The 22,228-nt window shown below is 67.1% G+C and carries 18 protein-coding genes and 1 pseudogene; 10 read left to right on the top strand and 9 right to left on the bottom strand.

Going from position 1 to position 22,228, the window contains the following annotated elements; translation table 11 throughout:
• The first annotated feature begins 65 nt into the window (after nucleotides 1-65).
• On the top strand, nucleotides 66-3,374 hold the full coding sequence (locus ACFO8M_RS26115; RefSeq protein WP_387980964.1) for a DUF4132 domain-containing protein: 3,309 nt from the start codon (nucleotides 66-68) through the stop codon (nucleotides 3,372-3,374).
• A gap of 36 nt (nucleotides 3,375-3,410) precedes the next feature.
• Nucleotides 3,411-4,070 (top strand): hypothetical protein, encoded by a 660-nt coding sequence (locus ACFO8M_RS26110; protein WP_387980963.1) that lies wholly within the window; start codon nucleotides 3,411-3,413, stop codon nucleotides 4,068-4,070.
• A 39-nt stretch (nucleotides 4,071-4,109) separates the two neighbouring features.
• Here the strand turns inward: ACFO8M_RS26110 and ACFO8M_RS26105 are convergent.
• Nucleotides 4,110-4,208: pseudogene (locus tag ACFO8M_RS26105) on the bottom strand (endonuclease NucS); the annotation flags it as partial.
• Nucleotides 4,209-4,401: 193 nt separating this feature from the next.
• On the opposite strand from ACFO8M_RS26105, the gene ACFO8M_RS26100 reads away from it, so the two are divergent.
• Nucleotides 4,402-4,863: a hypothetical protein gene (locus ACFO8M_RS26100; RefSeq protein WP_387980962.1), complete on the top strand. Its 462-nt coding sequence runs from the start codon at nucleotides 4,402-4,404 to the stop codon at nucleotides 4,861-4,863.
• Between the two features lie 203 nt (nucleotides 4,864-5,066).
• On the opposite strand, the gene ACFO8M_RS26095 is transcribed toward ACFO8M_RS26100, so the two are convergent.
• Nucleotides 5,067-6,689: an AAA family ATPase gene (locus ACFO8M_RS26095; protein ID WP_387980961.1), complete on the bottom strand. Its 1,623-nt coding sequence runs from the start codon at nucleotides 6,687-6,689 to the stop codon at nucleotides 5,067-5,069.
• Nucleotides 6,690-7,165: 476 nt separating this feature from the next.
• On the opposite strand from ACFO8M_RS26095, the gene ACFO8M_RS26090 reads away from it, so the two are divergent.
• Together ACFO8M_RS26090 and ACFO8M_RS26085 are read left to right on the top strand one after the other, a co-directional pair.
• Entirely contained in the window at nucleotides 7,166-7,315 is a 150-nt protein-coding gene (locus tag ACFO8M_RS26090; protein WP_387980960.1) for a hypothetical protein, read from the top strand.
• Between the two features lie 32 nt (nucleotides 7,316-7,347).
• Entirely contained in the window at nucleotides 7,348-8,133 is a 786-nt protein-coding gene (locus ACFO8M_RS26085) for a hypothetical protein (RefSeq protein WP_387980958.1), read from the top strand.
• Here ACFO8M_RS26085 and ACFO8M_RS26080 read toward each other — a convergent pair.
• Entirely contained in the window at nucleotides 8,041-9,354 is a 1,314-nt protein-coding gene (locus tag ACFO8M_RS26080; RefSeq protein ID WP_387980957.1) for an MFS transporter, read from the bottom strand. The two genes, ACFO8M_RS26085 and ACFO8M_RS26080, sit on opposite strands and share 93 nt — an antisense overlap.
• Before the next feature lie 99 nt (nucleotides 9,355-9,453).
• On the opposite strand from ACFO8M_RS26080, the gene ACFO8M_RS26075 reads away from it, so the two are divergent.
• The gene (locus ACFO8M_RS26075; protein ID WP_387980956.1) at nucleotides 9,454-10,539 is read left to right on the top strand and encodes a DUF5937 family protein; all 1,086 of its coding nucleotides are present in this window, start codon (nucleotides 9,454-9,456) and stop codon (nucleotides 10,537-10,539) included.
• A 16-nt stretch (nucleotides 10,540-10,555) separates the two neighbouring features.
• Here the strand turns inward: ACFO8M_RS26075 and ACFO8M_RS26070 are convergent, their stop codons facing one another.
• The gene (locus tag ACFO8M_RS26070; protein ID WP_387980954.1) at nucleotides 10,556-11,332 is read right to left on the bottom strand and encodes an NAD(P)H-dependent oxidoreductase; all 777 of its coding nucleotides are present in this window, start codon (nucleotides 11,330-11,332) and stop codon (nucleotides 10,556-10,558) included.
• A gap of 157 nt (nucleotides 11,333-11,489) precedes the next feature.
• Nucleotides 11,490-12,014, bottom strand: a complete 525-nt coding sequence (locus ACFO8M_RS26065) for an SRPBCC family protein (protein WP_387980953.1) — start codon at nucleotides 12,012-12,014, stop codon at nucleotides 11,490-11,492.
• A gap of 27 nt (nucleotides 12,015-12,041) precedes the next feature.
• On the opposite strand from ACFO8M_RS26065, the gene ACFO8M_RS26060 reads away from it, so the two are divergent.
• Nucleotides 12,042-12,830, top strand: coding sequence for a TetR/AcrR family transcriptional regulator C-terminal domain-containing protein (locus ACFO8M_RS26060; RefSeq protein ID WP_387980951.1), 789 nt, complete (start codon nucleotides 12,042-12,044; stop codon nucleotides 12,828-12,830).
• Between the two features lie 77 nt (nucleotides 12,831-12,907).
• Nucleotides 12,908-14,431, top strand: a complete 1,524-nt coding sequence (locus tag ACFO8M_RS26055) for an Hsp70 family protein (protein ID WP_387980950.1) — start codon at nucleotides 12,908-12,910, stop codon at nucleotides 14,429-14,431.
• 63 nt (nucleotides 14,432-14,494) lie between these two features.
• Here the strand turns inward: ACFO8M_RS26055 and ACFO8M_RS26050 are convergent, their stop codons facing one another.
• The gene (locus ACFO8M_RS26050) at nucleotides 14,495-15,337 is read right to left on the bottom strand and encodes an alpha/beta fold hydrolase (protein WP_387980948.1); all 843 of its coding nucleotides are present in this window, start codon (nucleotides 15,335-15,337) and stop codon (nucleotides 14,495-14,497) included.
• Nucleotides 15,338-15,428: 91 nt separating this feature from the next.
• On the opposite strand from ACFO8M_RS26050, the gene ACFO8M_RS26045 reads away from it, so the two are divergent.
• Together ACFO8M_RS26045 and ACFO8M_RS26040 are read left to right on the top strand one after the other, a co-directional pair.
• Nucleotides 15,429-15,989, top strand: coding sequence for a TetR/AcrR family transcriptional regulator (locus ACFO8M_RS26045; protein ID WP_387980947.1), 561 nt, complete (start codon nucleotides 15,429-15,431; stop codon nucleotides 15,987-15,989).
• A gap of 41 nt (nucleotides 15,990-16,030) precedes the next feature.
• A complete protein-coding gene (locus ACFO8M_RS26040; RefSeq protein WP_387980946.1) occupies nucleotides 16,031-19,297 on the top strand; it encodes a DUF4132 domain-containing protein in 3,267 nt (1,088 codons plus the stop codon).
• 49 nt (nucleotides 19,298-19,346) lie between these two features.
• Here the strand turns inward: ACFO8M_RS26040 and ACFO8M_RS26035 are convergent, their stop codons facing one another.
• The 3 genes from ACFO8M_RS26035 to ACFO8M_RS26025 form a co-directional block, all read right to left on the bottom strand.
• Complete coding sequence (locus tag ACFO8M_RS26035) at nucleotides 19,347-19,970, bottom strand: ADP-ribosyltransferase (protein WP_387980944.1); 624 nt, start codon at nucleotides 19,968-19,970, stop codon at nucleotides 19,347-19,349.
• Between the two features lie 97 nt (nucleotides 19,971-20,067).
• Nucleotides 20,068-20,997: an aldo/keto reductase gene (locus ACFO8M_RS26030; RefSeq protein WP_387980943.1), complete on the bottom strand. Its 930-nt coding sequence runs from the start codon at nucleotides 20,995-20,997 to the stop codon at nucleotides 20,068-20,070.
• A 2-nt stretch (nucleotides 20,998-20,999) separates the two neighbouring features.
• Nucleotides 21,000-22,193: an ROK family transcriptional regulator gene (locus ACFO8M_RS26025; RefSeq protein ID WP_387980941.1), complete on the bottom strand. Its 1,194-nt coding sequence runs from the start codon at nucleotides 22,191-22,193 to the stop codon at nucleotides 21,000-21,002.
• Between the last annotated feature and the right edge of the window lie 35 nt (nucleotides 22,194-22,228).

Here is a 22,228-nt window from a genome sequence, read left to right as displayed (position 1 = left end):
TCTGTGCGGCGTGACAGGTCCAGGGTCGCGAACGAGTGTCACACCTGTCTCATAGCCTTACTCCTATGAAGAGAGTGAACCCCTCGACCCCTCGCCAACTTCCCGATGAAAGCCTGCTTGAGCTGCCCAAATCCTGGCAGCAGCACACCTTCGACCGGCCCGGCCGTGGAGCGCCTCGGCCGGTCGAGATCAAGCAAGACGCCCCGGCCGAACTCAACAAACGATTCACACAGAGTGCCCGGTATCTCGAGTACGCGTTCCGTGCGCTCCCCGACCCCTCCCTCGAAGCACCCATTCGCGCTGGTATCGCAGGAGAACCGGACCCGCTCGGAGCTGCGTTGGCAGTGAAGCTGCTGGATTGGGTGGATGCTTCTCGCGATAACCGGGAGCTCGCCCGGGATGCCTGGATTGCACAGTACGGAATCGGCTTTACTGCTAAAGCCGCGGTCGAGCTGTTGAGTACCAGCGTTTCCTGGCTGCATCCTCGGGTCGTTTCTCGGCAGCAGGTCCGAATCGGGCCGCTGCATATCGCGCACTTGGCAGGGACTTGGGGAGTCGCCAGCTGGATCAGCCCCATCCGGTCGTTGCTCGCTGCGCTTGACTCCTCGGCGTATGCCGAGGCGGTTGCCTCGATCGGTGGCATGCGATCGGATGATGCGAAACGGTTCGCCAGCGCCATGCTGTTTCCTGACCAGGAGTCTTGGGTCGAGGAAGCTTGTCTGCTCCATGGGTCGCAAGGCCCGTTGAACGTCGGCAAGGATGCCCTGTGGTCCTTCGTGTCGAGGCGGGAACACCTCGAAGTCAGTGGTGCTTCGATGATCGATGCCTATCAGTGCGAAGTGGGAACGGTAGCCCGCCTCGTAGATGCGCTGGGTGTCGAGGCGTTTCCGGTCCTGGTGAAGTCCCTGGATAGCCGGTCGGTCAAGCGTCCTGAGGTAGCACGGGCGATGGTTGACGCGCTCGGAATGCTGCCTTCTGACCCGGCGATCGAATACCTTCTCGAACGCAGTGGCGAAGCGCGTCCGATGGCTGCGGCGCGTGCAGCGGCGAAGCGCTTCCCGGTCCGGACCCTGCGGGCGATCGCCTCGGTGTCGGGGGCATCTACCGGCCCTGCCAAGTCCAGGCTCGCTGGAATCTCGCAGTCGAATGCATTGATACAGAAGGCGGTCGCGATGCTCGACGAAGTCGATCGACAGGCGATCGAGCAGCTCCAGGCAATGTCTGCGGGGGTTCCGGTGGCTGGCAAAGCCACACTGCCAGCGTGCTTCACATCGCCGCCGTGGGCGGCTTACGTGAACCAAGCAGCACCGACTCCGCTCGCTGGACTTTCTGCACCCCCGCTGAATGAACTGCGTTGGAACGAAGGCGAACAGGAGGCCTTCCAGGTCCTTGCCGATGACGAGAACTACATCGCCCACGAGGGGTTCTGGGAACGTTCGATGCCGGACGGTCCGCGAACCGATCACTTGTGGTTCCCGGAGTTCCTCGCTTACGCCCCCGAGGAGCTGGTCGGATCGGCTCTCGACCAATGGGATGGTCAGGCCAGCTCGGCCTCGGTTTCCACGGTGAAGGCGATTCTCGCCCGGCACTCGGACGCCGTCGTCGACCGTGTCATGCAGATCGTCCGGTCGAAGAAGGACTTCCGTCCGGCCATGCTTCCCATCGTGAACATCGAGGCGGCCAGGACTGCAGCCGACTGCATGACGCGGTCGCAAAGCGACCGCGCCGTCGCATTGGCCTGGCTCGACCGGCATCCCGACGCTGCGGCGGCGCTACTCATCCCGGACGCGCTCGGTGCAGACGCGAAGTTGCGAGGACCTGCTGTCAGAGCGCTGCGGTACCTGGCCCAGCCAAGCCGGGAAGTCCTGGACACCCAGGCGAAGCAGCACGGCGAGCCTGCTGCGGAGGCGGTTCGCGCGCTTATCGAGCCTGATCCGTTCGACCCGAAACTCGACAGCCTTCCGCGTATCGGCACATGGGCTGATCCGCACTCGCTGCCGCAGGTACTGCTCGCGGGCGGTGCTACCGCGTTGCCTGCGGATGCTGTCAAGACGCTGATGCTCGCGCTGGCGATCGATGGACTCGAGGGGCCTTATGGGGGTGTCGACGTGCTTGTTATCGAATGCGATGCGGCTTCACTCACCGCGTTCTCGTGGGCCTTGTACGAGCTGTGGACGGCCGCGGGCTGCCCCTCCAAGGACGTATGGGCCATGACGCAGTTGGCGAGGTTCGCCGATGAGCACACGGTGCGACGCCTCGCCACGCTGATCCGCGACTGGCCCGGACAGGGGCAGAGCGCCAAAGCCGTCAGAGGCGTCGAGGTTCTCGGCGCCACGGGGACCGAGGCTGCGCTCTGGGCGGTGCGGGGGATCGCGGAGGAGACGAAGTTCAAGGCGCTCAAGAAAGCGGCCGCCGATCAGATCGACGCGATCGCGCAGCGGCTCGGCCTCGATCGCGAACAGCTCGCCGACCGTTTCGTCCCAGACTTCGGCCTGGATGCGGATACACCGCCCATCCTCGATTACGGTCCCCGCTCCTTTACCGTCAAGTTCGACGAGCAGCTGCGGCCCTACGTGGTCGAGGACTCGGGGAAACGTCGCGCCAACCTGCCGAAGCCCGGTGCGAAGGACGACCTCGAGCTTGCCCAGCCGGCATATGAGCGATTCACAGCGATGCGCAAGGACCTCAAGAAGGTCGCGGTAGAGCAGGTGCGGCGCCTCGAATCCGCGATGGTCAACGGCCGCACCTGGACCGGCGATGAGTTCCAGACCTACATGGTCGACCATCCGCTGCTGAGGCACCTCACGAGTCGCCTGGTCTGGCGGGCCGACTCTGCTTCAGGACGGACCTCGTTCCGTCTCGCAGAGGACCGCACTTTTGCTGATCTCGAAGACGAGCCGATGGTCCTGATTGAAGATGCCGTCGTCCAACTCGCACACCCGGCCACCTTGGGCGATGAGGTCGAGCAGTGGGCCGCGGTCCTAGCCGACTACGAGATCCTCCAACCGTTCGATCAGCTCGCGCGTCCTGTGCTTGTACTGACCGAGGAAGAGCGGCTGTCCGGGCGGCTGAGTCGATTCGAGGGCCGGGTCGTGGATGGCGGCCCTCTGATGGGGCTTCTCAAACGCGGCTGGCAGTACGGCGACCCCGATCCTAAGGGAAATCGGCGTAGCGTCTACTTCGAGTTCCCCGATGGCGGCTTCATCGCGATGGAGACCGAGCCGTCCTTCTACCCGTCCTACCGTCCGGACGACAACCTCACCCTGGATCACGTCGAGTTGGCGCTGCCTGCTACGAACCAGGAGATCGATACCGTGCTGTTTTCGGAAGCGCTCGCTGCAATCGCCAGGATCGCTCGATCCCTACGGACGTGAGGCACACGACCTGAGAGATTCGGGAGCTTTCTACTGATGGATGTTCGATCTGATGATGCGATGCTTGGCCGGCTGACTCCGAGCGCGAGCGGCTTTGTCTACTCCCATGGTGTTCGGACGGAGCCCCGGCTGCTGGACCAATATCGGGAAGACTGGATCGGTCACGGTATTCCGGTAGAAGTGGTGGACCGAGCCGTTGCGATCCAGAGGCTCTGGGGCGGCCTCGTTCTGCCTCCGGGTCCGTTCTACGACGGCGGTCCCAGGTACTTCGATGTCGGGGGTTTCGAGCGCTCCGAGAGTGGCGAGTGGCTGTTCGAGGTCGGGCCTTCGAGGACCGCCGTTCCGTACGGATTCATGATCGGGCCCGAGGGTGCATTCGGGATCGACACGGGCCGGTGGGTGCCGTTGCACGGCACGATTGAGGGATGGATTGAATCGCTCTCGCTGGCGCACGATGCCTTCGTCTACGCCGAGCGGGTCACCCGATATACCGGCACCCGTGTGGAAACCATCGATTTCACCGAACTCGAACCCATCGAGGTAGTCGCGGGCATCACCGACAGATGGTGGCGGGGCGACGGTGTGCTCGTCGCCTGCTGCTCGGGTGAGGTCGAGGCTTTCGACGCGCCTCAGTCGCGTGTGGCACTGAGGTTCACGGGTGATCTCAATTGGCTGGCGAACCCGGGACTGCCGTAAGCGGGCGACTCATTCTCAGGCGCTCGTGTTGGCGGTTCTCCCGTCCGCCTTCCAAATGATCAAGCGGGTCGCCATGGGCAAATGGGCCGCGAGCCGCCCCGTGTAATCAACCTGGCACCGTGCCACCAACAAACGCATGCCCAGCACCCTACCGGTGGGGAGGAGACGGCCGGGAATGACGGGGTCGGAGCAGTGGAGGACCAGTTTGATACCGCCAGGGGGCGCTGCGGGTGCGACGAAAACCGCGGTGTCGGTCCTTTGCGATAACGTTTCCGAACCTGCCTCACGCGATTCCATATGCGTTCGGCGTTGAACTTGGATTGGACGAGACATGGGTGCATCTGGCTGGAACTACTCGGTGAAGTGGGAGGGCTCGATCGAGGCGACCTTCACGAAACTGCGCCGCGACGCCTTCGAGTCGGGAGACGTGTATTGGCGCTGGGATGAGGAGGACCCGGAGAACCCGAAGCCGCGATCGCTGGAGGAGTGGGACGGTTCGAAGTACGGCAACGACTATCCCGGGGCGCACTCGATCGTGGATATCCGCGAGGTCGTCTCCGGTGTTGCACTCGACGACCTGCTGCCCCGCCAGAGTCTGGCCTTCACCGCAGAGGAGTTGGTCGCGTTGCTCGGCTCGGCGACGCCCACCCTTGAGGATTGGGAGCGCATCGGTGGCGTGAAGGCGGAAGATCTCTGGAAATACGAGGCCGACACGGACAGCGCCCGGCACCTCGTGCTCTGGGGAGATGGCGAGCCCGAGCTGGTCGTCTTCTGGGGGCACTCAGGAGACTGACTCCGCTCGGCGTCGGCGCAACGCTTCGCCTCGTGGGGCGAGGCGCCGACCGGCTTCTAAGTCTGGTCCAGGAAGACGGATGCTGCGGAGAAGCTGGTCGTCGAGAGGTTGGGAAAGACAGGGGTCGGCTCAGGAACTGCTGCACACCCTGTGACGCTCAGATCGGCTGAAGACGGAATGTTCAGCAGTTGATGCAGTCCGGGTTATCTCGTTCGTCGCTTGCGCATCCAGAACAGGACTGCGCACCCGATTGCGCTGAAGCAGCCGTAGATGAGGATGAGCCGGATGAAGACGAAGTGCTCGGTCCCGGTTTGCAGGTCCAGGAAGCCAACCAGGTCGTTCACCAGAGAGCCGAGAGCGGTCGTTACGATCCCGATGAGTAGTGCCATGGGGATGGGCTTCTCGTTTCCAAGGCGAGAGAGCGAGTTGTAAATGGCGCTTCCCAGCGAGCGGAACGGCCGAATCGAACCGGCAGTGCTGAGGAATAGCGTTCCGATGCGCCAATACGCTTTGAAGAGAGAGAGCGAATACTCGGGGTTCTCACCGCATTTGTACACGACCAGACCTCCTCGCTCCACCGTGCGTCCGACCACCAGGAACTGCACCGGTTCGCGGTCGCTCAGCGCGAACAGGCTATGGGTGGCTACAATGACCTGGCAGTTGCGTTCCTCGGCCAAGGCGTACAGCTTCTCGAAGAATGCCGGTCGGCAATACTCGGCGATGTGCAGCTCGGGCTCGTCCAAGATGATGACGCCGTTCATATTGTGAACTCCGAGCAGAGCCAGGAATATGAAGAAGCACTCATTCTCCCCGGCGCTCATGAAGTCGTTGGTGCGAGACTCGTCATCGCTGATCCGCTTGAAGCTGATTTGGGGCTGCCCATTGATCAGGTCGCAGCTCATCAGTTTCAGGAACGGCTCCCGGCCTTCTCCTCGCCGCACCGCCGGATCGGTGATGACCTGTGAGATGACCGTCTGCAGCTCATTGAAGAATCTGAACCTGAGCCTGCTCCCGTCAGTGTTCACGGGCTGGTCGAAGGGCAGGTTGAGTCGCGCAACCTCGTCGGTGAAGTGGAGACTCAGATCCTTGACCGATTCACGGATTTGGTCGCGCTTTCCGAGGTCGGCGAGATCTGTGTTGATCGCCTGAACACGGTGGCCCTCTGCTTCCAGCGCGGCCGGCGTGGGGTGGAACGCGGTGAAGTTCTCCCGAAGTCCAGATGGTTCTGCGGATGGCTCCGCGACGAGGCTTGTCGACGTGGTCGACTGGAATGACAAGAACTCCTCCACCGAGAGTTCGCCGCCGTCGAACATAACCACAAGATGCTCGGCCATGTCGAGATCATCGCACCGCGTGCGATTCAACATGTGTGAGATCGTGAGGCCCGGGCTCCCGGTGAACGCCACGATGATGGTAAAGGATCCGGTGGTGTCGCTATCGCACACGTATCGTATGCGATCGGTGCGCACATACTGGTCGTCGTACCAGTGGTCGATGGAAGGCCTCGCCTCCACCGCGGCTCTGATTGCCTCATGTCGAGGGGGAGGGGACGCTGCGATGGACTCCATTCGGGCTGCGGCCGATTCGGTCAGGTTTGGATGAGACCGGAGGAATGCATGCACCGCTGGCGGGCGAAGTCGGACCGAATCGCCCTCGATTACGACCTGATCCATTGTCGCGATATGACCGAGAAGAGCTATGCAGTCGAGAATAGTGGACTTTCCGATCCCGTTGGCACCATGGAGGAGCGACACGCGTCGGGTAAAGTCGATGTCAAGGCTCGGAATCGCCTTGACATTCCTGATCGAGAGGCTGCGGATTCTCATGCGGTACCTTTTCTGCGCGTTGCATAAGAAGAGGAGTGGGGTCCGGTGGTCGCTCAAGGCTCCGGCGAGGAATTACCAAGATCAATTTGCCGCTCATAGCCAAGCGTTTCTGGATGTGGTTGTCATTTCTGGTCATACTCGGCGCCATGGCGTGTGCAGGCACTCTCTTGCGATCTTAGATCGGATTTGTTGAGTTAGGCAACGCTTCGTTTCAGAGCTGCCCTTCCAAGATTGCGTAAGTTGATCTGTGTCGGAAATGCTCCGCTACATACGGAAGTGTGATTCCCGCCGGTCGCGTGATGACAGGGCGGGAGTAGCGGTTCCTGATCGACTGCAGACCATCGAGTTTTGCTTCGGGGAACTTCTACTGGCCTTGGGAAGCGGGTGACCAGGAGAACCCCAAGCCGAAATCCCTGGAGGAATGGGGCAACTCCAAGTACGGCAACAGCTACCCGGGGGCGCTCTCAATTGTCGACATGCGCGAGGTCGTCACCGGAATCGACCTCAATGACATCGACCTCGGGCAGAGCCTTGAGCTCTCGGAAGCTGCGCGTGTCGAGCTGCTGGGGGACCTCAGGAGACTGACTCGCACGGATTACAGGTGCAGGAGCGGGGGTCTTCTGTGAGACTGGGTGCGTTCTTCTCGGAGGTGGTCGTGGTGTCGGACAAGTGGAACCGAGTCGATGGCGGCGAGGTCCTCTGGCTGGCCGAGCGTGATCCGGGCTCGATCACCGGCTTCGATGTCGAGCGGGGCGCACCAGGATCGCTCTGGATCTTGAATGCGATGTATGAGCAGGAGACACCCGCCGGCGGTGAGACGCATGACGAGCGGCACCGGCGCATGCTCGACTCGGGGGAAGTGGAACCGTGGCGGGTCGGGGACTGGGTCGAGACTGATACTCCTGGGCTGACGGTGCCTGGTGGGGGTCTGGGATGGGAAGGGGACCCGGGGCCGGGATGGCGTCGCCTGCGTTGGCGTGAGCTCTCGGATCGTGTCGGAGATCCGGTGGTGCCCATGCACATGAAACCGGAGCACCGGTACCCCTCGTACCACGTGTTCCCGTCGGTGAAACGAAACCGCTCATGGCCGACATCGATCCAACCGCCCACCGAAGGCAGCCTCGACCGTGAGAGTTTCCGTGCGCTCATGGATGTGCTGAGGAGCTATTCAGGTGCGGAGACAGAGCTTTTCGCGCACTGGTGTCAGTGCATCGCCGACGATTTCAACGTCCTCGAGGTCTACCAGGGCCGACTCCGCGATGCTGAGGAACTGGAACTGCTCGACTACCAGGGAAGCCCTGCGAACCTGTGGCCGATCGATCGCTCCTGGCTGGTCTACACCGACTGGGATCTATGGGGCACCAAGGTCTCCGGCCCGCCGGAGCTCCTGTCGATGAACGAAGACGACGACTTCCTCGAGACGATCCGCCTCCCGCTCGAGTGACTCGCGCGGCGGCGATTGCTGGGCCGGGCCTTGGTCTTTCTCGGTGGCGACGGCGCCTGCGGAGAGGAGTGTCGCCGCGGCGAGGGAGCCCCAGAGGGCGGCTTGTCCGTGGGAGGCGAGGGTGGTGATGACCGCCGGGGAGACGGCGAGGCCGAAGCCGGCGGAGAGTTGGAAGCGGGCGAGGGCGCGTCCGAGGACATGGGCCGGGGCGAGGGCGGCGACGAGCGCGGTGGCGCTGCCGGCGTAGCTGATCTCGCCGAGCGTGCAGACCACCGATATCAGGACGATCGCCGGGGCGGCCCAGCCGTGGCCCAGTGAGGCGGCCGCCAGGAATCCGAGATAGGACGCGGCGATCACCACGCCGGAGAGGGCCAGCACGGCCCGCCGGGAGAAGCGCGACAACAGGATGGTGACGGGCACTTGCAGGGTGACCACCAGGACCGTGTTGGCCACGAAGATCGCAGACGACCACATCGGGGACGCGTCCAACTGGGTCACCAGGATCAACGGGAGCGCGATCTCGGGGACGTTGAGGCAGAAGACGTAGACCACGTTGGCGGCCAACAGCATGCGCATCCGAGGCGCGGGCCCTTCGGCCACCTCGGCCGCGGTGGCGGCCGGATCGGCACGCACGCGGACCGACCACGCCAAGGCCGCCGCCGCGAGATACGCGACCCCGGTGACGCCCGCCAGCACCTGCAACGCCGTGGCACCGCCTGCCAGGAACGCTGTGGCGAGGAGCGCACCCGCGCCCAGGCCCGCGTTGCGCAGGGCACGGCCTGCCGCGAGAGCGGCGTCGCGTTCGCGGCCATGGGCGACCGTTGCCACGAGCGCCGCATGCGCGGCCGGCCATGCCTGGTTGCCGATCCCGAGGAAGAGCGCCGCCGCCGCGAACAGCCAGACGTGCCCCGCCGGGGCGGCCAGCAGCAGCACCACGCCCGCCACCCGCACCAGCATCGACGCCGCCACCACGGTGCTCCGCGCGCCCCGGTCCAGCCAGCGGCCCACCGCGGGCATGCACACCAGGCCCGCGACGATGCCCGCGGTCATCGCGATGCCGGTGACCGGCGCGGACAGCTGCAGCACCAGCATTCCGTAGAGCAGCAGAAAGGGCCGCAGCAAACCGGTGCCGAGCGCGTCCACGGCCAGGGCGAGGGCATAGCGGGGGCCTCCGGAAGCGCGGACGAGCGCGCGCGGCCGGATCTTGGTGGTGGTTGCCATGGCGTCAAAGGTGCGTTCGGCCGCCGGGCCGACCGCGTCGGTTGACGATGTCCGTCAACCGACGCCGTTGCCGGCCGGCAAGTCCGTGATGATGTGGGGGTGACGCTGAAGATCGACATCAGCGGGCTGCCGTCCGAGCGACTGCGGTTCGCCGCCTCCCCGCTGGCCGAACTGACCGCGATGCTGCACGTGCTGGCCGAACCCGGGCATCACCCGCAGTTCGCCGACTGGGCCGCGGACGTCTGGGCAGGGATGCGGCCGGAGCTGGCCGAGCGGCTGCGGGAGGCGGAGTTCCTCTGGCGCTCTTCACGAGCCGGCTTCCTGGTCCCCGCTCGTCCCCGGCTGACCCTCGCCGAAGAGCTGGATGATGTGGACCGGATCGACGACGAGACGTACGTGACCGCCGCGCTCATCACCACATGCGGCAACAACCGGGTCCACTTCGGCGCGCCGTCACCGCTCGCCGACGCGACCGCGCGCGACCGGGCCCTGGACCTCGCCCAGGCCCGCGGCGCGCTCCAAGAGGCCTTCGCGGAACGGCTGCTCGCGGACCCCGCCGCCGTGCGGGCGCGGGTGCGGCACACCCTCGAACAATGCGGCGAGGCCTTCTTCGACGACGCTTGGGCGAACGCGGCCGTGCCGCTCGCCACCGACCTGCGTTTGAAGCACCACCTGCTGCAGCGCCAGGGCATCGGTGCGGCACTCGCGTCGATCTCCAGCGCCGTCGCCCTGTCTCCCGACGGCGACCACATCATCGTGGACAAGCTGCAGGACAAGGCGATCGCCGCCCATGGCACCGGGATCACCTTCCTGCCCAGCGTCTTCGGCCGCCCGCACCTCGTAGCGGTCACCGCGACCGGGTGGCCGCCGGTGGTCCAGTACCCGGTAGCCGAGGCGAGTCCATCGGAGCCGGTATCGCTAGAGACGGTCTCGCTGCGGCTGGAGGCGCTGGCCCATCCGGTGCGGCTGCGGCTGCTGCGCACCCTGGCCCGCGGCCCGCACACCACCGGCGAGCTGGCCCACGCCTGGGAACTGTCGCCTCCGGAGGTCTCCCGCCACCTCGCCGTCCTGCGCCGCGCGGGCCTGCTGACCTCCCAGCGGCACGGTCGCTACGTCCGCTACACCCTCAACCTGCCCGATCTGACGGCCCTGGGGGCCGACGTGCTGGCGGCCGTACTTCGCTGAGCGGCGACCACTTGGCTCAACTCCGGGTCGGGTCGGAGACATGGAGGGCGAATCCGCTGGTGCCGGGGGTTTCGAGGCCGGGGATCAGTTCGGAGCCGTCCGGGTGCGTGAGGCCGGTGTAGTCGCCGCCGGCTTCCGAGCGGTAGGGGATGGGCTCGGTGGTGAACGCGGTGTCGAGTCGCTGCCGGAACCGTTCGGCGATGCCGTTGTAGGACTGGTCGTCGAGGTGGACGGCGCTGTGCTCGACGAACGGCGGGAGGACGTCGAAGCCGGTGAAGTGCAGGAGGCCGTGGTTGAGCGGGAACAGCAGGTCGTCGGTGGGGCCGTTGACTCCTCGTGCGGTGTAGTGGCCGGCTCTGCCGCCGGTGAGGGTGGCGACCATGGCGCGTTTCCCGGCGAGCGGGCCGTCGCCGTAGCGCGGGATGTCGGCGCCGTAGGCGAAGCCGTAGGTGAACACCCGGTCGATCCATCCCTTGAGGATCGCGGGCACGGTGAACCACCAGAGCGGGAACAAGAGGACGACCAGGTCGGCGTCGAGCAGCTTCTGCTGCTCGGAACGGATGTCCGCGTTGAGGCGACCGGATTCGTACGCGGTTCCGGAGGCGTGCATGAAATCCGGACCGGTGATGCCGTCGAAGTCGGTGTAGTCGGCCGCCGACTGCCATTTCATGGCGTACAGGTCGGAGACGACGACCTCGTGGCCGTCGGCGCGCAGGGCGCTGACGGCGAGGTCCTTCAGGGATCCGGTCAGGGAGTTGGCGTCGGGGTGCGCGTAGACGATCAGAGCTCTCATGGCGATGATCTTGCGCCCGTTGACGAGTGCGCACCAGAGTCTGCTCGTCCGCTGGAACGCGGGTCCTGGGTCCGGCAGGGCCACCATCGTGCGGCGCATGGAAGCCGAGACCGAGGATTGAGTGCGGCGGCGAGCGGGACGCCCGCCGCCGCCACGGTCAACTCGCTTCGGCGAGCATTTTGATTCCGGCCAGCCAGGTGTCGACGCCGTGCTGGAGGACCGCGCTCGTGACGAGCTCGGCCGCGACCGGGCCCGCGAGGGATTCGCGGCAGGTCAGGAGGGTCCGGCCCGGGGCCTCCGCTTCGAAGCGGTAGACGGAGGCGAACGTGGCGCCCGGCGCGGCGCTCACGTAGGTGAGGAGCCGGCCCGGTTCCACTGCGCCGAAGCTGGATTCGACCCGGTTCGGCCCGGCGCTCCAGGTGAAGACGCGACCGGCCGCAGCCGGGCCGCTCGTCTCGGCGTCGTGGATGTCCGCCCGGATCTCGGGCCACCGCGTGACGTCGGCGAGGAGTCCCCAGACCTGTTCCGGCTCGGCCTCGATGGTGATCGCGCCCGCGGCCTGGGTCGGGGCCTGGTCGTCGACGCGGCCTTCGGTCGCGTACTCGGCCAGGAGGGTGTCGAGGTCGGGCCCGGTGTACAGGGCCGGATTCGTTGGGGTGGTTCGGGTTTCGGGAGTGCTCATCGTTCGGTGTCCTTTCACTGTCGTACGTTGTACCGTACGTCGTACGTCAGTAGAATGGCAAGCGTGAATGCGCAACGATGGCCCGATCCGACCAGCACGCTGCCGCTGCTGTGGCGCACGAAGGAGCGTCCGAGCCGCGGCAGCGGCCTGACGATCGACGCGATCGTGGGCGCCGCCGTCGCGATCGCGGACGCCGACGGGCTTGACGCGGTGACCATGCGCAGCGTCGCCGAGCGGCTCGGGGTCGGCGCGATGTCCCTGTACACGCACGTGCCCGGCAAGGGCGAGCTGCACGCGCTCATGCTCGACCATGTCTTCGCCGACGCGCTGGATGGTCTTGCGACGCAAGGGACGTGGCGGGATCGTCTTGGCTCCATCGCGAGGCTGGACCGGGACCGGTACCTCGGTCATCCGTGGCTGCTGGAGCTGCCGGTGGCGCGGCCCGCGTTCGGGCCCAACATCACCGCGAAGTACGAGCGGGATCTCACCGCGCTTGAAGGCACTGGCCTGACCGCCGCGGAGTTGAACGCCGCGGTCATGACCTTGACCAGCTTCGTCTACGGGGCGGCGCGGTTCCAGAGCCGGGCGCGCGCCGACGAGCGGACCGGTCGCACCGAGGCGCAGTTCTGGCAGGCTCACGAGCCCTACCTGCACCTGGTGCTCGACATCGAACGGTTTCCCAACGCCCGCAAGGTGGCGGAGGAGGCCGGGCGTGACGCCGGCGCTGATGCCGACCACGACTTCTCGTTCGAATTCGGGCTCGAACAGTTCCTGTCGGGCCTTGAGGGACTCATCGATCGGCGCGGCACCGCTTAGGGCGACAAGAGGATCCGGAAAATGTGATCGGCTGCGCCTATTGAAACTGCTCGATTCGGCCCAATAGACTCAGTCGCATGCAACCCTCACCCCGAGCAGTCGCCGTGGGGGTCGACCTCGGGTCGTCCACCACGACGGTGTCGACCCGTCGCAGCGACCATCGGGCCGATTCCGAGGAGTCCGAACGGAGCACCGCCCGTTCCGCGGCCTCGCGGACCGGCGACGCCGAAGTCTCCCTTCCGGACGCGGACGAGCCCGTGCTCGTGGTGCTCGCCGTCCCCGCCACCTGGAGCACCACCCGGCGCCGGGCGCACGCCGAAGCGGCGGCGAACGCCGGTTTCGACGCGTCCTTCCTGGTGTCCGAGCCCGAGGCTGCCGCGCGAGCATTCTCGGAAGCCCAAGGCCGCGAACTGGATTCGGGTGCACCGCTCGTCGTCTGCAATCTCGGCGCGGGCTCGTGCCACATCGGCGTCGTGCGCCGCGAAGGCGACGACTTCACGGTCGAGGCCGCGAAGAGCGCCGACGACATCGGCGGTCGCGAGTTCGACCGGCTGCTCCTCGAACACCTCGCCGGCCGGCACCGCCCGGCCGACCCCGAGTTCTGGGCGCGGGCGGGCGATCCGGCCGAGACCGCGCTCCAGGCGCGCCTCCTGGACGAGGTCCGGCGCGCCCGCGAGCACCTGTCCGACCATCCGTCGGTCCACGTCGTTCTGCCCGGGCTCGAACGCGGCGTGCGGCTGACCCGCGAGGACGTGGACCAGTGCCTCACCCCGGCGATCCTGCGGACGGTGGGCCTCGTCGAGGACGCGATGCGGGACGCGGCGATCGAGACCGATGCGATCGCGGGCCTGCTGCTGGTCGGCGGGGTGAGCCGGATGCCGCTGGTCGCGTCAGTCCTCGGCCATCACCTCGGCATCGAACCCGTGCGGCCCGAGCTGCCGGACTTGGTGATCGCCGAGGGCGCGGCGCTCGCTGGACTCGCCCGGATCCGAAGCGAGCGCGGGGAGGAGCCCGCCGCCCCGGGCTTCACCCGGTTGCGGGCGAGCCCGGACGTGCTGGTGACGGCGATGGTGGTCGTCACCGCGGTCGTCGCCTTCGCCGGGGTGGCGTTGCTCAACCGCGGTGCCTCGGACGACGAATCACTCGGCACCGACATGGTCGTGCCGTCCAGTTCGGACGCTGTCGGCGAGGTGGGATCCGCTGAGCCGGCGCCTGAGCCATCCGCAGAGCCGACGACCGAGGATTCGTCGACCTCGGCATCACCGCAATCCGAAGAGGACGAATCGGGCGGCGGTGAATCCGAGGCCCCGAGCCCTTCGCCGTCCGCGACTACGACACCGCTCGGGATGCCGACCTCGGAATCGGCCGACGCCTCCGCCGAGGTGCCCGACATCGTGGGTGAATCCGTCGCCGACGCGAAGCGGATCCTCGCTTCTGCCGGTTTCACAAACGTTGTGGCCCAAGGCGATCGCCGGGACGAGGAAGGGCCCGCCTACGACAACTGCGAGGTCACCGTCCAAACCCCGGACGGCGGCGCGCAGAGCGGGTACGACGACCAGATCAGCGTCAAGTACGTCTTCGTCGGCAACGACGGCTGCTGAACGCACGACAACGGGCCGAGGCCTCCTCCGCGTTCGCGGAGGAGGCCTCGTGCACGGCGGCTTCTAGGCGCGGAGGAACTTGAGCAGCGCCTCGTTCACCTCTTCAGCATGGGTCCACAGGAGACCATGAGGCGCGCCCTCGACTTCGACGTAGTCGGCCTCGGGGAACGCCGCGTGGAACCGGCGGCCGGTGGCGTCGATCGGGAGGATGTTGTCCTTGTCCCCGTGAAGGATGAGCGACGGCTTGCCCGCAGCGCGGACCGCTTCGACGTCCTCGCGGAAGTCCTCGATCCAAGCGGAGACGACCGCATAGGCGGCGACAGGCGCGGAGGCGGTGGCGGTGTTCCAGTTGGCCGTCACGACCTCCTGGCTGATCCGCTCGCCCAACGTCTCGTCGAGGTTGTAGAAGTCCTTGTAGAACTGGGTGAACCAGGCGTAGCGGTCTTCCTTTGCGGCAGTGGCGATCCCGTCGAAGACGGCCTGCGGCACGCCTTCGGAGTTGTCGTCGCGCTGCACGAGGAACGGCTCGAGCGACGCGAGGAAGGCGAGTTTGGCGACCCGCTCGTGGCCGTGGTTCTTCACGTACCGTGCGAGTTCGCCGGTGCCCATGGAGAAGCCGACGAGGGTGACGTCGCGCAGGTCGAGGGTTTCGAGCACCTGGTTCAGGTCTGCGGCGAACGTGTCGTAGTCGTAGCCGGAGCCGACCTTGCTCGACTGGCCGAAACCGCGGCGGTCGTAGGTGATGACGCGGTACCCGGCCGCGAGGAGCTCGCGGGTCTGGCGCTCCCAGCTGTGTCCGTTGAGCGGGTAGCCGTGGATGAGGACGACCGGCTGGCCGGAGCCCTGGTCCTCGTAGTAGAGCTCGACGGGGGTGCTGTTCTCGGTGCCGACGGTGATGGTGGCCATGACAGCGGTCCTTTCCTAATGGAGAACGATCGTTCTCTGCTGATGTAGACTACGATAGAGAACGATCGTTCTCATGGCAAGGGGTTCTTTTATGATCGACGACACAGTTGCCCGGACGCAGGTGGTCGAGGCCGCTGACCAGCTGTTCTATGCACACGGCGTGCAGGCGGTCGGCATGGACGCGGTGCGGACCGCGGCCGGCGTCTCGCTCAAGCGCATCTACGCCCTGTTCCCCTCGAAGGACGCGCTCATCGTGGCCGTGCTCGAGCGGCGCCGCGCCCAGTGGAACGCCGGGATCGCGGCCGGTGCCGCGCGCGAGTCGACTGCGCGCGGGAAGATCCTGGCGGTCTTCGACTTCCTCGACGCCTGGTTCCGCGAGCCTGACTTCAACGGCTGCGCCTTCATCAACGCCTACGGCGAACTGCACGGCGGGAACCCTGGCGTGACTCGCACGGTGCGCGCGCAGAAGGACGCGTTCCAGCGGTACGTGGCGGACCTCGTTCGCGCCGCGGGCGGGACCGAGACGCTCGCGGCCCAGATCGCGATCCTCGCCGAAGGCGCCCAGACCACCGCCGCGATCGCGGGCACGCCCGAAGCCGCCGTCCACGCCCGTGCCGCCGCAGAAGTCCTGCTCGACGCCGCCCTGGCCTGAGCCCGAGACCGATGTCGTACTCGGATCCTATGCTCTTCAACGTGAATGAAACTGACCCCTCGATCCCCGCCCGCCCCGACGAAGACCGCTTGGACTTCCCCGAAGAGTGGCGCGTGCACACCCTCGACTGGCGCGGGCGCGGCACGCCCCGATCAGTCACCGTCGATCCCGATGCACCGCAACGGCTGAAGGCCCTCTATGCCGAGAACGCCGAGGAACTGGAACTCGTGGCCCAGGGCCTCGAGGACCCCTCGTACGAGGCGACGATCCGAGCAGGAGCGGCCGGTGAGGCCGACCCGCTCAGCGCGGCGCTCGCACTCTCCTTCCTGGCGGTGGTCGCGCCGGAGTCACACCAGGACATCGAGGACTGCGGTCGAGATGCCTGGATCGGTCTCCACGGCCTCGCCTTCGCCTGCCGAGCCGTGGTCGAGATGACCGGGTACCAGGTGCATTACTGGTCGCGCTCAGGACGACAGCGGCGGTTCCCGAGGATCGACGAGCCTCCCGTGTACCGGATCGCCCTCCTCAACAACTACCTGCGCAGGGTGGGGCCGCTGCGCTCAATCCTTGCCGCCCTTCCCGAAAGCGAGTACATGGAGGTGCGCGAGGCGGTCGCGGCGCATCGCACCTCCGATGCGAAGAAGTTCGCCGCAGCCCTGCTCATGCCCGACCAGGAGGACTGGGTCCGCGAAGCCTGCGACCTCCATCATGGATCTCGCTTGGGGCAAAGCGGCTACGACCTGGTCTGGGCGATCGCCTCCACCCCCGAACACCTCGAACGCAGCAGCGCCCGGATGCTCGGGCACTACGGCGACCTCGTCGAGCGCACCGCCCTGCTCGTCGACGGGCTCGGCACCGACGCGCTTCCCGTCCTGGTGAACACCATTGAGGGCGAAGACCGGCCGGGTGCCGATCTGCGCGAACTGGTCTTCGACGCCATCGGCCGCCTGCCCTCCGACGCGGCCGTCTCCTACCTCTTCACCGACCCCACGAACCCGCACGCGGCAGCCGCCTCCGTGCAGGCCGCGCGTCGGTTTCCGGTCCGCACGCTCCGCGTGATCGCCTCGATCGCGCCGAACGCCCACGCCGCCACCAGGGTCCGCCTCGCCGGATTCATCCGCACGAACGGCCTCCTCGAATCGGTCGACGCCCTGAACGAGTCCGAACGGGAGCGCATCACGACGCTGGTGGAGCGGCGCCATCCCGTCGCCGAGGCCGTCCCGGAGGTCTTCGCCACGCCGCCTTGGACTCCGTACGCGAAACCCGCCTCCAAGCGGACGGCCCTGGAGCTCGCACCGCCCGACCTCGACGACCTGCGCTGGGGCCCAGGCGAACAGGACGAGTGGTCCGAGACTGACGGATACATTGACGACTACTGGTCCCACCCCGACCGTTGGAATCGGAACAATGTGGACGACCCGAAGGACTGGGCCTTCAACCACTTCATCGCCTACGCTCCTGACGAACGCACTCGCGCCAAGCTCGCGGAATGGGACGGCACTTCGGCATCGCTCGGGACGACGACGCTCAAAGCGATCATCGCCCGCTACGGCGGCGAAATCAAAGCGCACGCGATGGCACTGCTCAAACGCAAGACCTCCCATCGTGAAGCCCTGCTGCCCTTCGTGAACCTCGACGCCGCCCGGCTGGCCGCGGGCTGGCTCTCCCGCTCCCGCAATGAGCGCGCCACCGGACGGGCTTGGCTCGACCGGCACACGAGCGAGGCCGCCGCGCTCCTCATCCCCGACGCGGTCGGCAAGGACGCCAAGCTCCGCAAGGCCGCCACGGATGCGCTCCGTCACCTCGATCGATCTGTTGTGGACGAACAGGCGGCGTCCTATGGGGAGGCGGCCGCCGCGGCCGTCGCCGCGCTGCTCGACGCCGACCCGCTCGACCCGCAGGTGCCGCGCATCCCCAAGCCGGGCGCCTGGGCCGATCCGGACATGCTCCCGCAGGTGCTCCTCGCGGACCGCTCTGCGGCCCTTCCCGATGCGGCGCTGCGCACCCTGATGACCGCGCTGGCGATGGACGAATCCGAGCGCCTGTATCCGGGCGTCGACGTGCTGACGGCCGAGTGCGACCGGGAGTCGCTCGCGGCGTTCTCGTGGGGACTGTTCGAACTGTGGCTCTCGGCCGGGTCGCCGTCGAAGGACGCGTGGGCGATGGACCAGTTGCGGCGCTTCGCCGACGACTACGCGGTGCGGCGTCTGACGGAGCGCATCCGCGAATGGCCGGGCCAGAGCCAGAACCGCAAGGCGGTCCGGGGTCTGGAGGTCCTGGGCGGGGTCGGCTCGGAGTCGGCGCTGCGCGCCGTGCACGGCATCGCGCAGAAGGCGAAGTTCAAGGCGCTCAAGAAGACCGCGACCGAGCAGATCGAGGTGATCGCCGAGCGACTGGAACTCACGCTCGACCAGTTGGGTGACCGGCTGGTGCCGGACTTCGGGCTCGCCGAGGCGTCGCTGGTGCTCGACTACGGGCCGCGCTCCTTCACGATCAAGTTCGACGAGTCGCTGAAGCCGTACGTGCTGGACGAGAAGGGGAAGCAGCGGGCGAGCGCGCCGAAGCCCAACGCGAAGGACGATCCGGAGCTGGCGCAGCCGGCCTACGAGCGGTTCGCGGCGCTGCGCCGCGACCTCAAGGCCACTGCCGCCGAGCAGGTGAAGCGCCTCGAAGGGGCCATGGGGAGCGGCCGCACGTGGACGCGGGCGGAGTTCCAGCAGTTCCTGGTCGACCATCCGCTCATGTGGCACCTCTCGAGCCGCCTCGTCTGGCAGGCCGGGGACGTCTCGTTCCGGCTCGCCGAGGACCGGACCCTCGCCGACCTCGAGGACGAGCCGTTCGAGCTGCCCGCGGACTCGGCGGTGCGGCTCGCGCACCCACTGACCTTGGGCGACGAGACCGAGGCGTGGGCTTCCGTATTCGCCGATTACGAGATCCTGCAGCCGTTCGACCAGTTGTCGCGGCCCGTGTTCGAACTATCCGAAGAGGACCGCAAGAGCGGCCGCGTGCCGCGCTTCGAGGGCGCGACGACCGGCGGGGGACCGCTCATCGGGCTGCTCAACCGGGGCTGGAAGTTCGGCGGGCCGAAGGCCCGCGGCGGCGGCTACGGCCTGTACCGCGAGTTCCCCGAGGGCGGTTACGTGTTCCTCGACTCGGCGCCCGGCGTGCACCCCGGCTACGGCTACGACAACGGCGCCGAGCAGACGCTCACGAACGTCGAACTGGCGCTGCCGGAAGGGGACGCGGTCGGTCCGGTCGCCGTCTCAGAGATCCTGCTCGTGGTGTCGCGACTGCTCCGCAGCGCTTAGATCGGTGTTCCCCGGGGCCTGCCCCGGGGAACATCCACGACCCCAAGACTCAGACTTCGGTCATCTCGATGTCGGTGAACCGGCCGTTGTGCGTCACCTTGTCGACCATGAAGTCCGTGCCCTTGTCGAAGAGGATCTCCTCTTCGTCGTGGTCGGAGTAGTCGGTGACGTTCTTGCCGTTCTTGCCGTTCACGGTGAACCTGGTGTCCTTCGCGAACTGCCCGGATTCGGTGATCCCCGGGTTCTTCGAAGTACTCGTAAAGGCGTCCTCTTTGACGATCTTGCCTTCCTGGTACTTCGCGAGCTCCTCGGGCCGCTTCTGGAGGTTCGACCCGCGGTAGGTCTTGCCGGGCTCGCTCGGCAGTTTCGACAGGGACTCGGAGACGGCGTCGGCCTTGTCCTGGAACTTCTGGCGGAAGGGCTTCCCGGTGCCGTCCGGGTTGCGCAGGTACGGGTTGATCTGCAGGTACCCGCCGTTGGTGTAGGTCCGGAGATTCGCCTTGTCGGTGTCGTTGAACGGCTTGAGCCGGTTGGGCTTCGGCTTCACCGGCGGGGGAGCCTTCTTCAACCCCTCGGCGGTGCGGAGGGTCGACGGGTTGTCGAGCACCCCCGAGAGGATCTTGCCGCCCGCCGACCCGGTCCGCGTCGGCGATGAGGAACCCGATTTAACCATGGAACACTGTTTCCTCCCTGGGACAAATGCATCGGAGGGGCGGATCGAGTGTATCCGGGCGCGGGGCCCGGAGCGGTCCCCGAACGGTTGCGCTCGTTCAGATGCCGGCCTTCGGGACGAGCGTCTCGAGTTCCTCCCAAAGGGATTCGGGAATCTCGACGTCGAGCAGAGCGATGGTCTCGACGGCCCGTTCGGGGCGGGAGACGCCGACCACTGTGGAGTCGACCAATGGGGACCGGGTCGAGAACTGGAGGGCCGCCGCGATGAGCGGCACGCCCGCCCTCTCGCACGCCTCGCTCATCGCGAACGCGGCGGCGCCGATCGCCTCGTCGCGTTCGCCGTAGCAGTACTTCGGTTGCTGCGCAGGACCTTTGGCGAGCATCCCGCCGCCGTACGGGGCAGCGTTGAGCACGCCGAGGCCGCCGGCGCGGGCCTTCGTGAACAGCTCCTCGGCCTCGCGGTTGAGCAGCGTGTACCGGTTGTGGTTGAGCACAAGGTCGAATTCGCCGGTGTCGAGGTAGCGCTGGCTGAGCCGCACGTCGCCCGAGGCCACCGCGAGGTGGTCGGCCACACCGGATTCGCGGATCTCGATGAGCGCTTCGAGCGCGCCGCCGGGCGCGAAGCCGTCCTGCTGCATGAACTCGGGGTCGTGCAGGGCGAGGATCGGCAGGTGGTCGACGCCGAGGCGTTCCAGGCTCTCTTCGAGGGACCTGCGCACGCGGTCGCCGGAGTAGTCGCCGGTCTCCGGATCGGCATCCACTTTGGTCTGCAGGACGAAGCCCTCGGGCAGGCCGCCCCGGCGGCGGATGGCCTCGCCGATGCGGCGCTCGGACAGGCCGTCCTTGCCGTAGTTGTTGCCGGTGTCGAGGTAGTTGACCTCGCTGTCGAAGACCGCGAGGATCGTCTGGACGGCCCGCTCGTCGTCCACTTCGTACCCGTACACCGAGTCGAACCCGGCGAGCGTGCTGGTGCCGATGCACAGGGGAGTGACCTCGAGGCCGGTCTGTCCGAGAGTGTTGCGCTGCATGTTCATCCGTTCGTCTTGAAATCGTTGCTCGCGTCGAGCCTGGCCGGGTCCAGGGCGTGTTCGATGACCATGACGCCCGCGCCGATCGCGCCGCTGCTCTCGCCGGTGCGGGCGGCCGCGATGCGGAGGTGCCTGGTGGCCAACGGGAGTGAGCGCTGGTAGATGACCTCGCGGACGCCCGCGATGAGGTGGTCGCCCGCGAGCGCGAGGGAGCCGCCGATGACGATGATCGACGGGTTGAAGAAGTTGACGGCCCCGGCGAGGACTTCGCCGATGTCGCGTCCGGCCTGGCGGACGAGGCGGAGGGCCGGGACGGAGCCGGAGCGGGCGAGCTCGACGACGTCGAGGGAACCGCCCGCTTGGATGCCCTGCTCGGTGAGCTTCCTGGCGATGGCGGCGCCGGAGGCGACGGCTTCGAGGCAGCCGGTGTTGCCGCAGCGGCACTGCACGTCGTCGGCGCCCGCGACGCGGATGTGCCCCATGTCGCCGGCCGCGCCCTGGGCGCCTCGGTAGACCTGGCCGCTCGCGATGATGCCGCAGCCGATGCCGGTGGCGGCCTTGATGAACAGCAGGTGCTCGTACTGGGGCCAGGCTGTGAAGTGCTCGCCGAGGGCCATGATGTTGACGTCGTTGTCGACCATCACCGGCACCGGGATGCGTTCTTGCACATACGAGGGGACGTCGAAGCCGTCCCATCCGGGCATGATCGGCGGGTTGACGGCGCGTCCGGCGGAGTGCTCGACGGGCCCGGGGAGGCCGATGCCGACGCCCAGGAGGTCGGCTGCGGGGCGGCTGACCTCGTCGAGGAGGCCGAGGCCGTGTTCGACCACCCAGTCGAGGACCGCCTTGGGGCCCAAGGCGATGTCGAGGTCGGCGTTGGAGACGGCGAGGACGTTCCCGGCGAGGTCGGTGACGGCGAGCCGGGCGTGCGTGGCGCCGAGGTCGGCGCCGAGGACGATGCGCGCGGCGGGGTTGAACGAGAAGGTGGCCGGGGGCCTGCCGCCGGTGGAGGCGGTCTCGCCGGTGGGGGCGATGAGCCCGGCGGCGAGGAGGGCGTCGATGCGGCCGGTCACGGTGGAACGGGCGAGGCCGGTGAGAGTCGCCAGCTCGGAGCGGGTGCGCGGCACGCCGTCGCGGAGGAGTTGGAGCAGCGCGCCGGCGCCGACCGAGGCCCCGGGGACCGGACGGCGAGGCACGGGCGAACCATCTGTCACTCGACTAGTGAACCACA

It is taken from the genome of Glycomyces rhizosphaerae (assembly GCF_042647865.1).
Classification (GTDB): Bacteria; Actinomycetota; Actinomycetes; order Mycobacteriales; family Micromonosporaceae; genus Glycomyces; species Glycomyces rhizosphaerae.
This window is presented reverse-complemented; position numbering and strand designations above follow the sequence as displayed.

Bases quoted from the DNA above. Each gene is read 5' to 3' on its own strand.
- ACFO8M_RS26115 (WP_387980964.1), top strand. From the start codon at position 66: ATGAAGAGAGTGAACCCCTCGACCCCTCGCCAACTTCCCGATGAAAGC.
- ACFO8M_RS26110 (WP_387980963.1), top strand. From the start codon at position 3,411: ATGGATGTTCGATCTGATGATGCGATGCTTGGCCGGCTGACTCCGAGC.
- ACFO8M_RS26100 (WP_387980962.1), top strand. From the start codon at position 4,402: ATGGGTGCATCTGGCTGGAACTACTCGGTGAAGTGGGAGGGCTCGATC.
- ACFO8M_RS26095 (WP_387980961.1), bottom strand. From the start codon at position 6,689: ATGAGAATCCGCAGCCTCTCGATCAGGAATGTCAAGGCGATTCCGAGC.
- ACFO8M_RS26090 (WP_387980960.1), top strand. From the start codon at position 7,166: ATGCGCGAGGTCGTCACCGGAATCGACCTCAATGACATCGACCTCGGG.
- ACFO8M_RS26080 (WP_387980957.1), bottom strand. From the start codon at position 9,354: ATGGCAACCACCACCAAGATCCGGCCGCGCGCGCTCGTCCGCGCTTCC.
- ACFO8M_RS26070 (WP_387980954.1), bottom strand. From the start codon at position 11,332: ATGAGAGCTCTGATCGTCTACGCGCACCCCGACGCCAACTCCCTGACC.
- ACFO8M_RS26065 (WP_387980953.1), bottom strand. From the start codon at position 12,014: ATGAGCACTCCCGAAACCCGAACCACCCCAACGAATCCGGCCCTGTAC.
- ACFO8M_RS26055 (WP_387980950.1), top strand. From the start codon at position 12,908: ATGCAACCCTCACCCCGAGCAGTCGCCGTGGGGGTCGACCTCGGGTCG.
- ACFO8M_RS26050 (WP_387980948.1), bottom strand. From the start codon at position 15,337: ATGGCCACCATCACCGTCGGCACCGAGAACAGCACCCCCGTCGAGCTC.
- ACFO8M_RS26045 (WP_387980947.1), top strand. From the start codon at position 15,429: ATGATCGACGACACAGTTGCCCGGACGCAGGTGGTCGAGGCCGCTGAC.
- ACFO8M_RS26035 (WP_387980944.1), bottom strand. From the start codon at position 19,970: ATGGTTAAATCGGGTTCCTCATCGCCGACGCGGACCGGGTCGGCGGGC.
- ACFO8M_RS26030 (WP_387980943.1), bottom strand. From the start codon at position 20,997: ATGCAGCGCAACACTCTCGGACAGACCGGCCTCGAGGTCACTCCCCTG.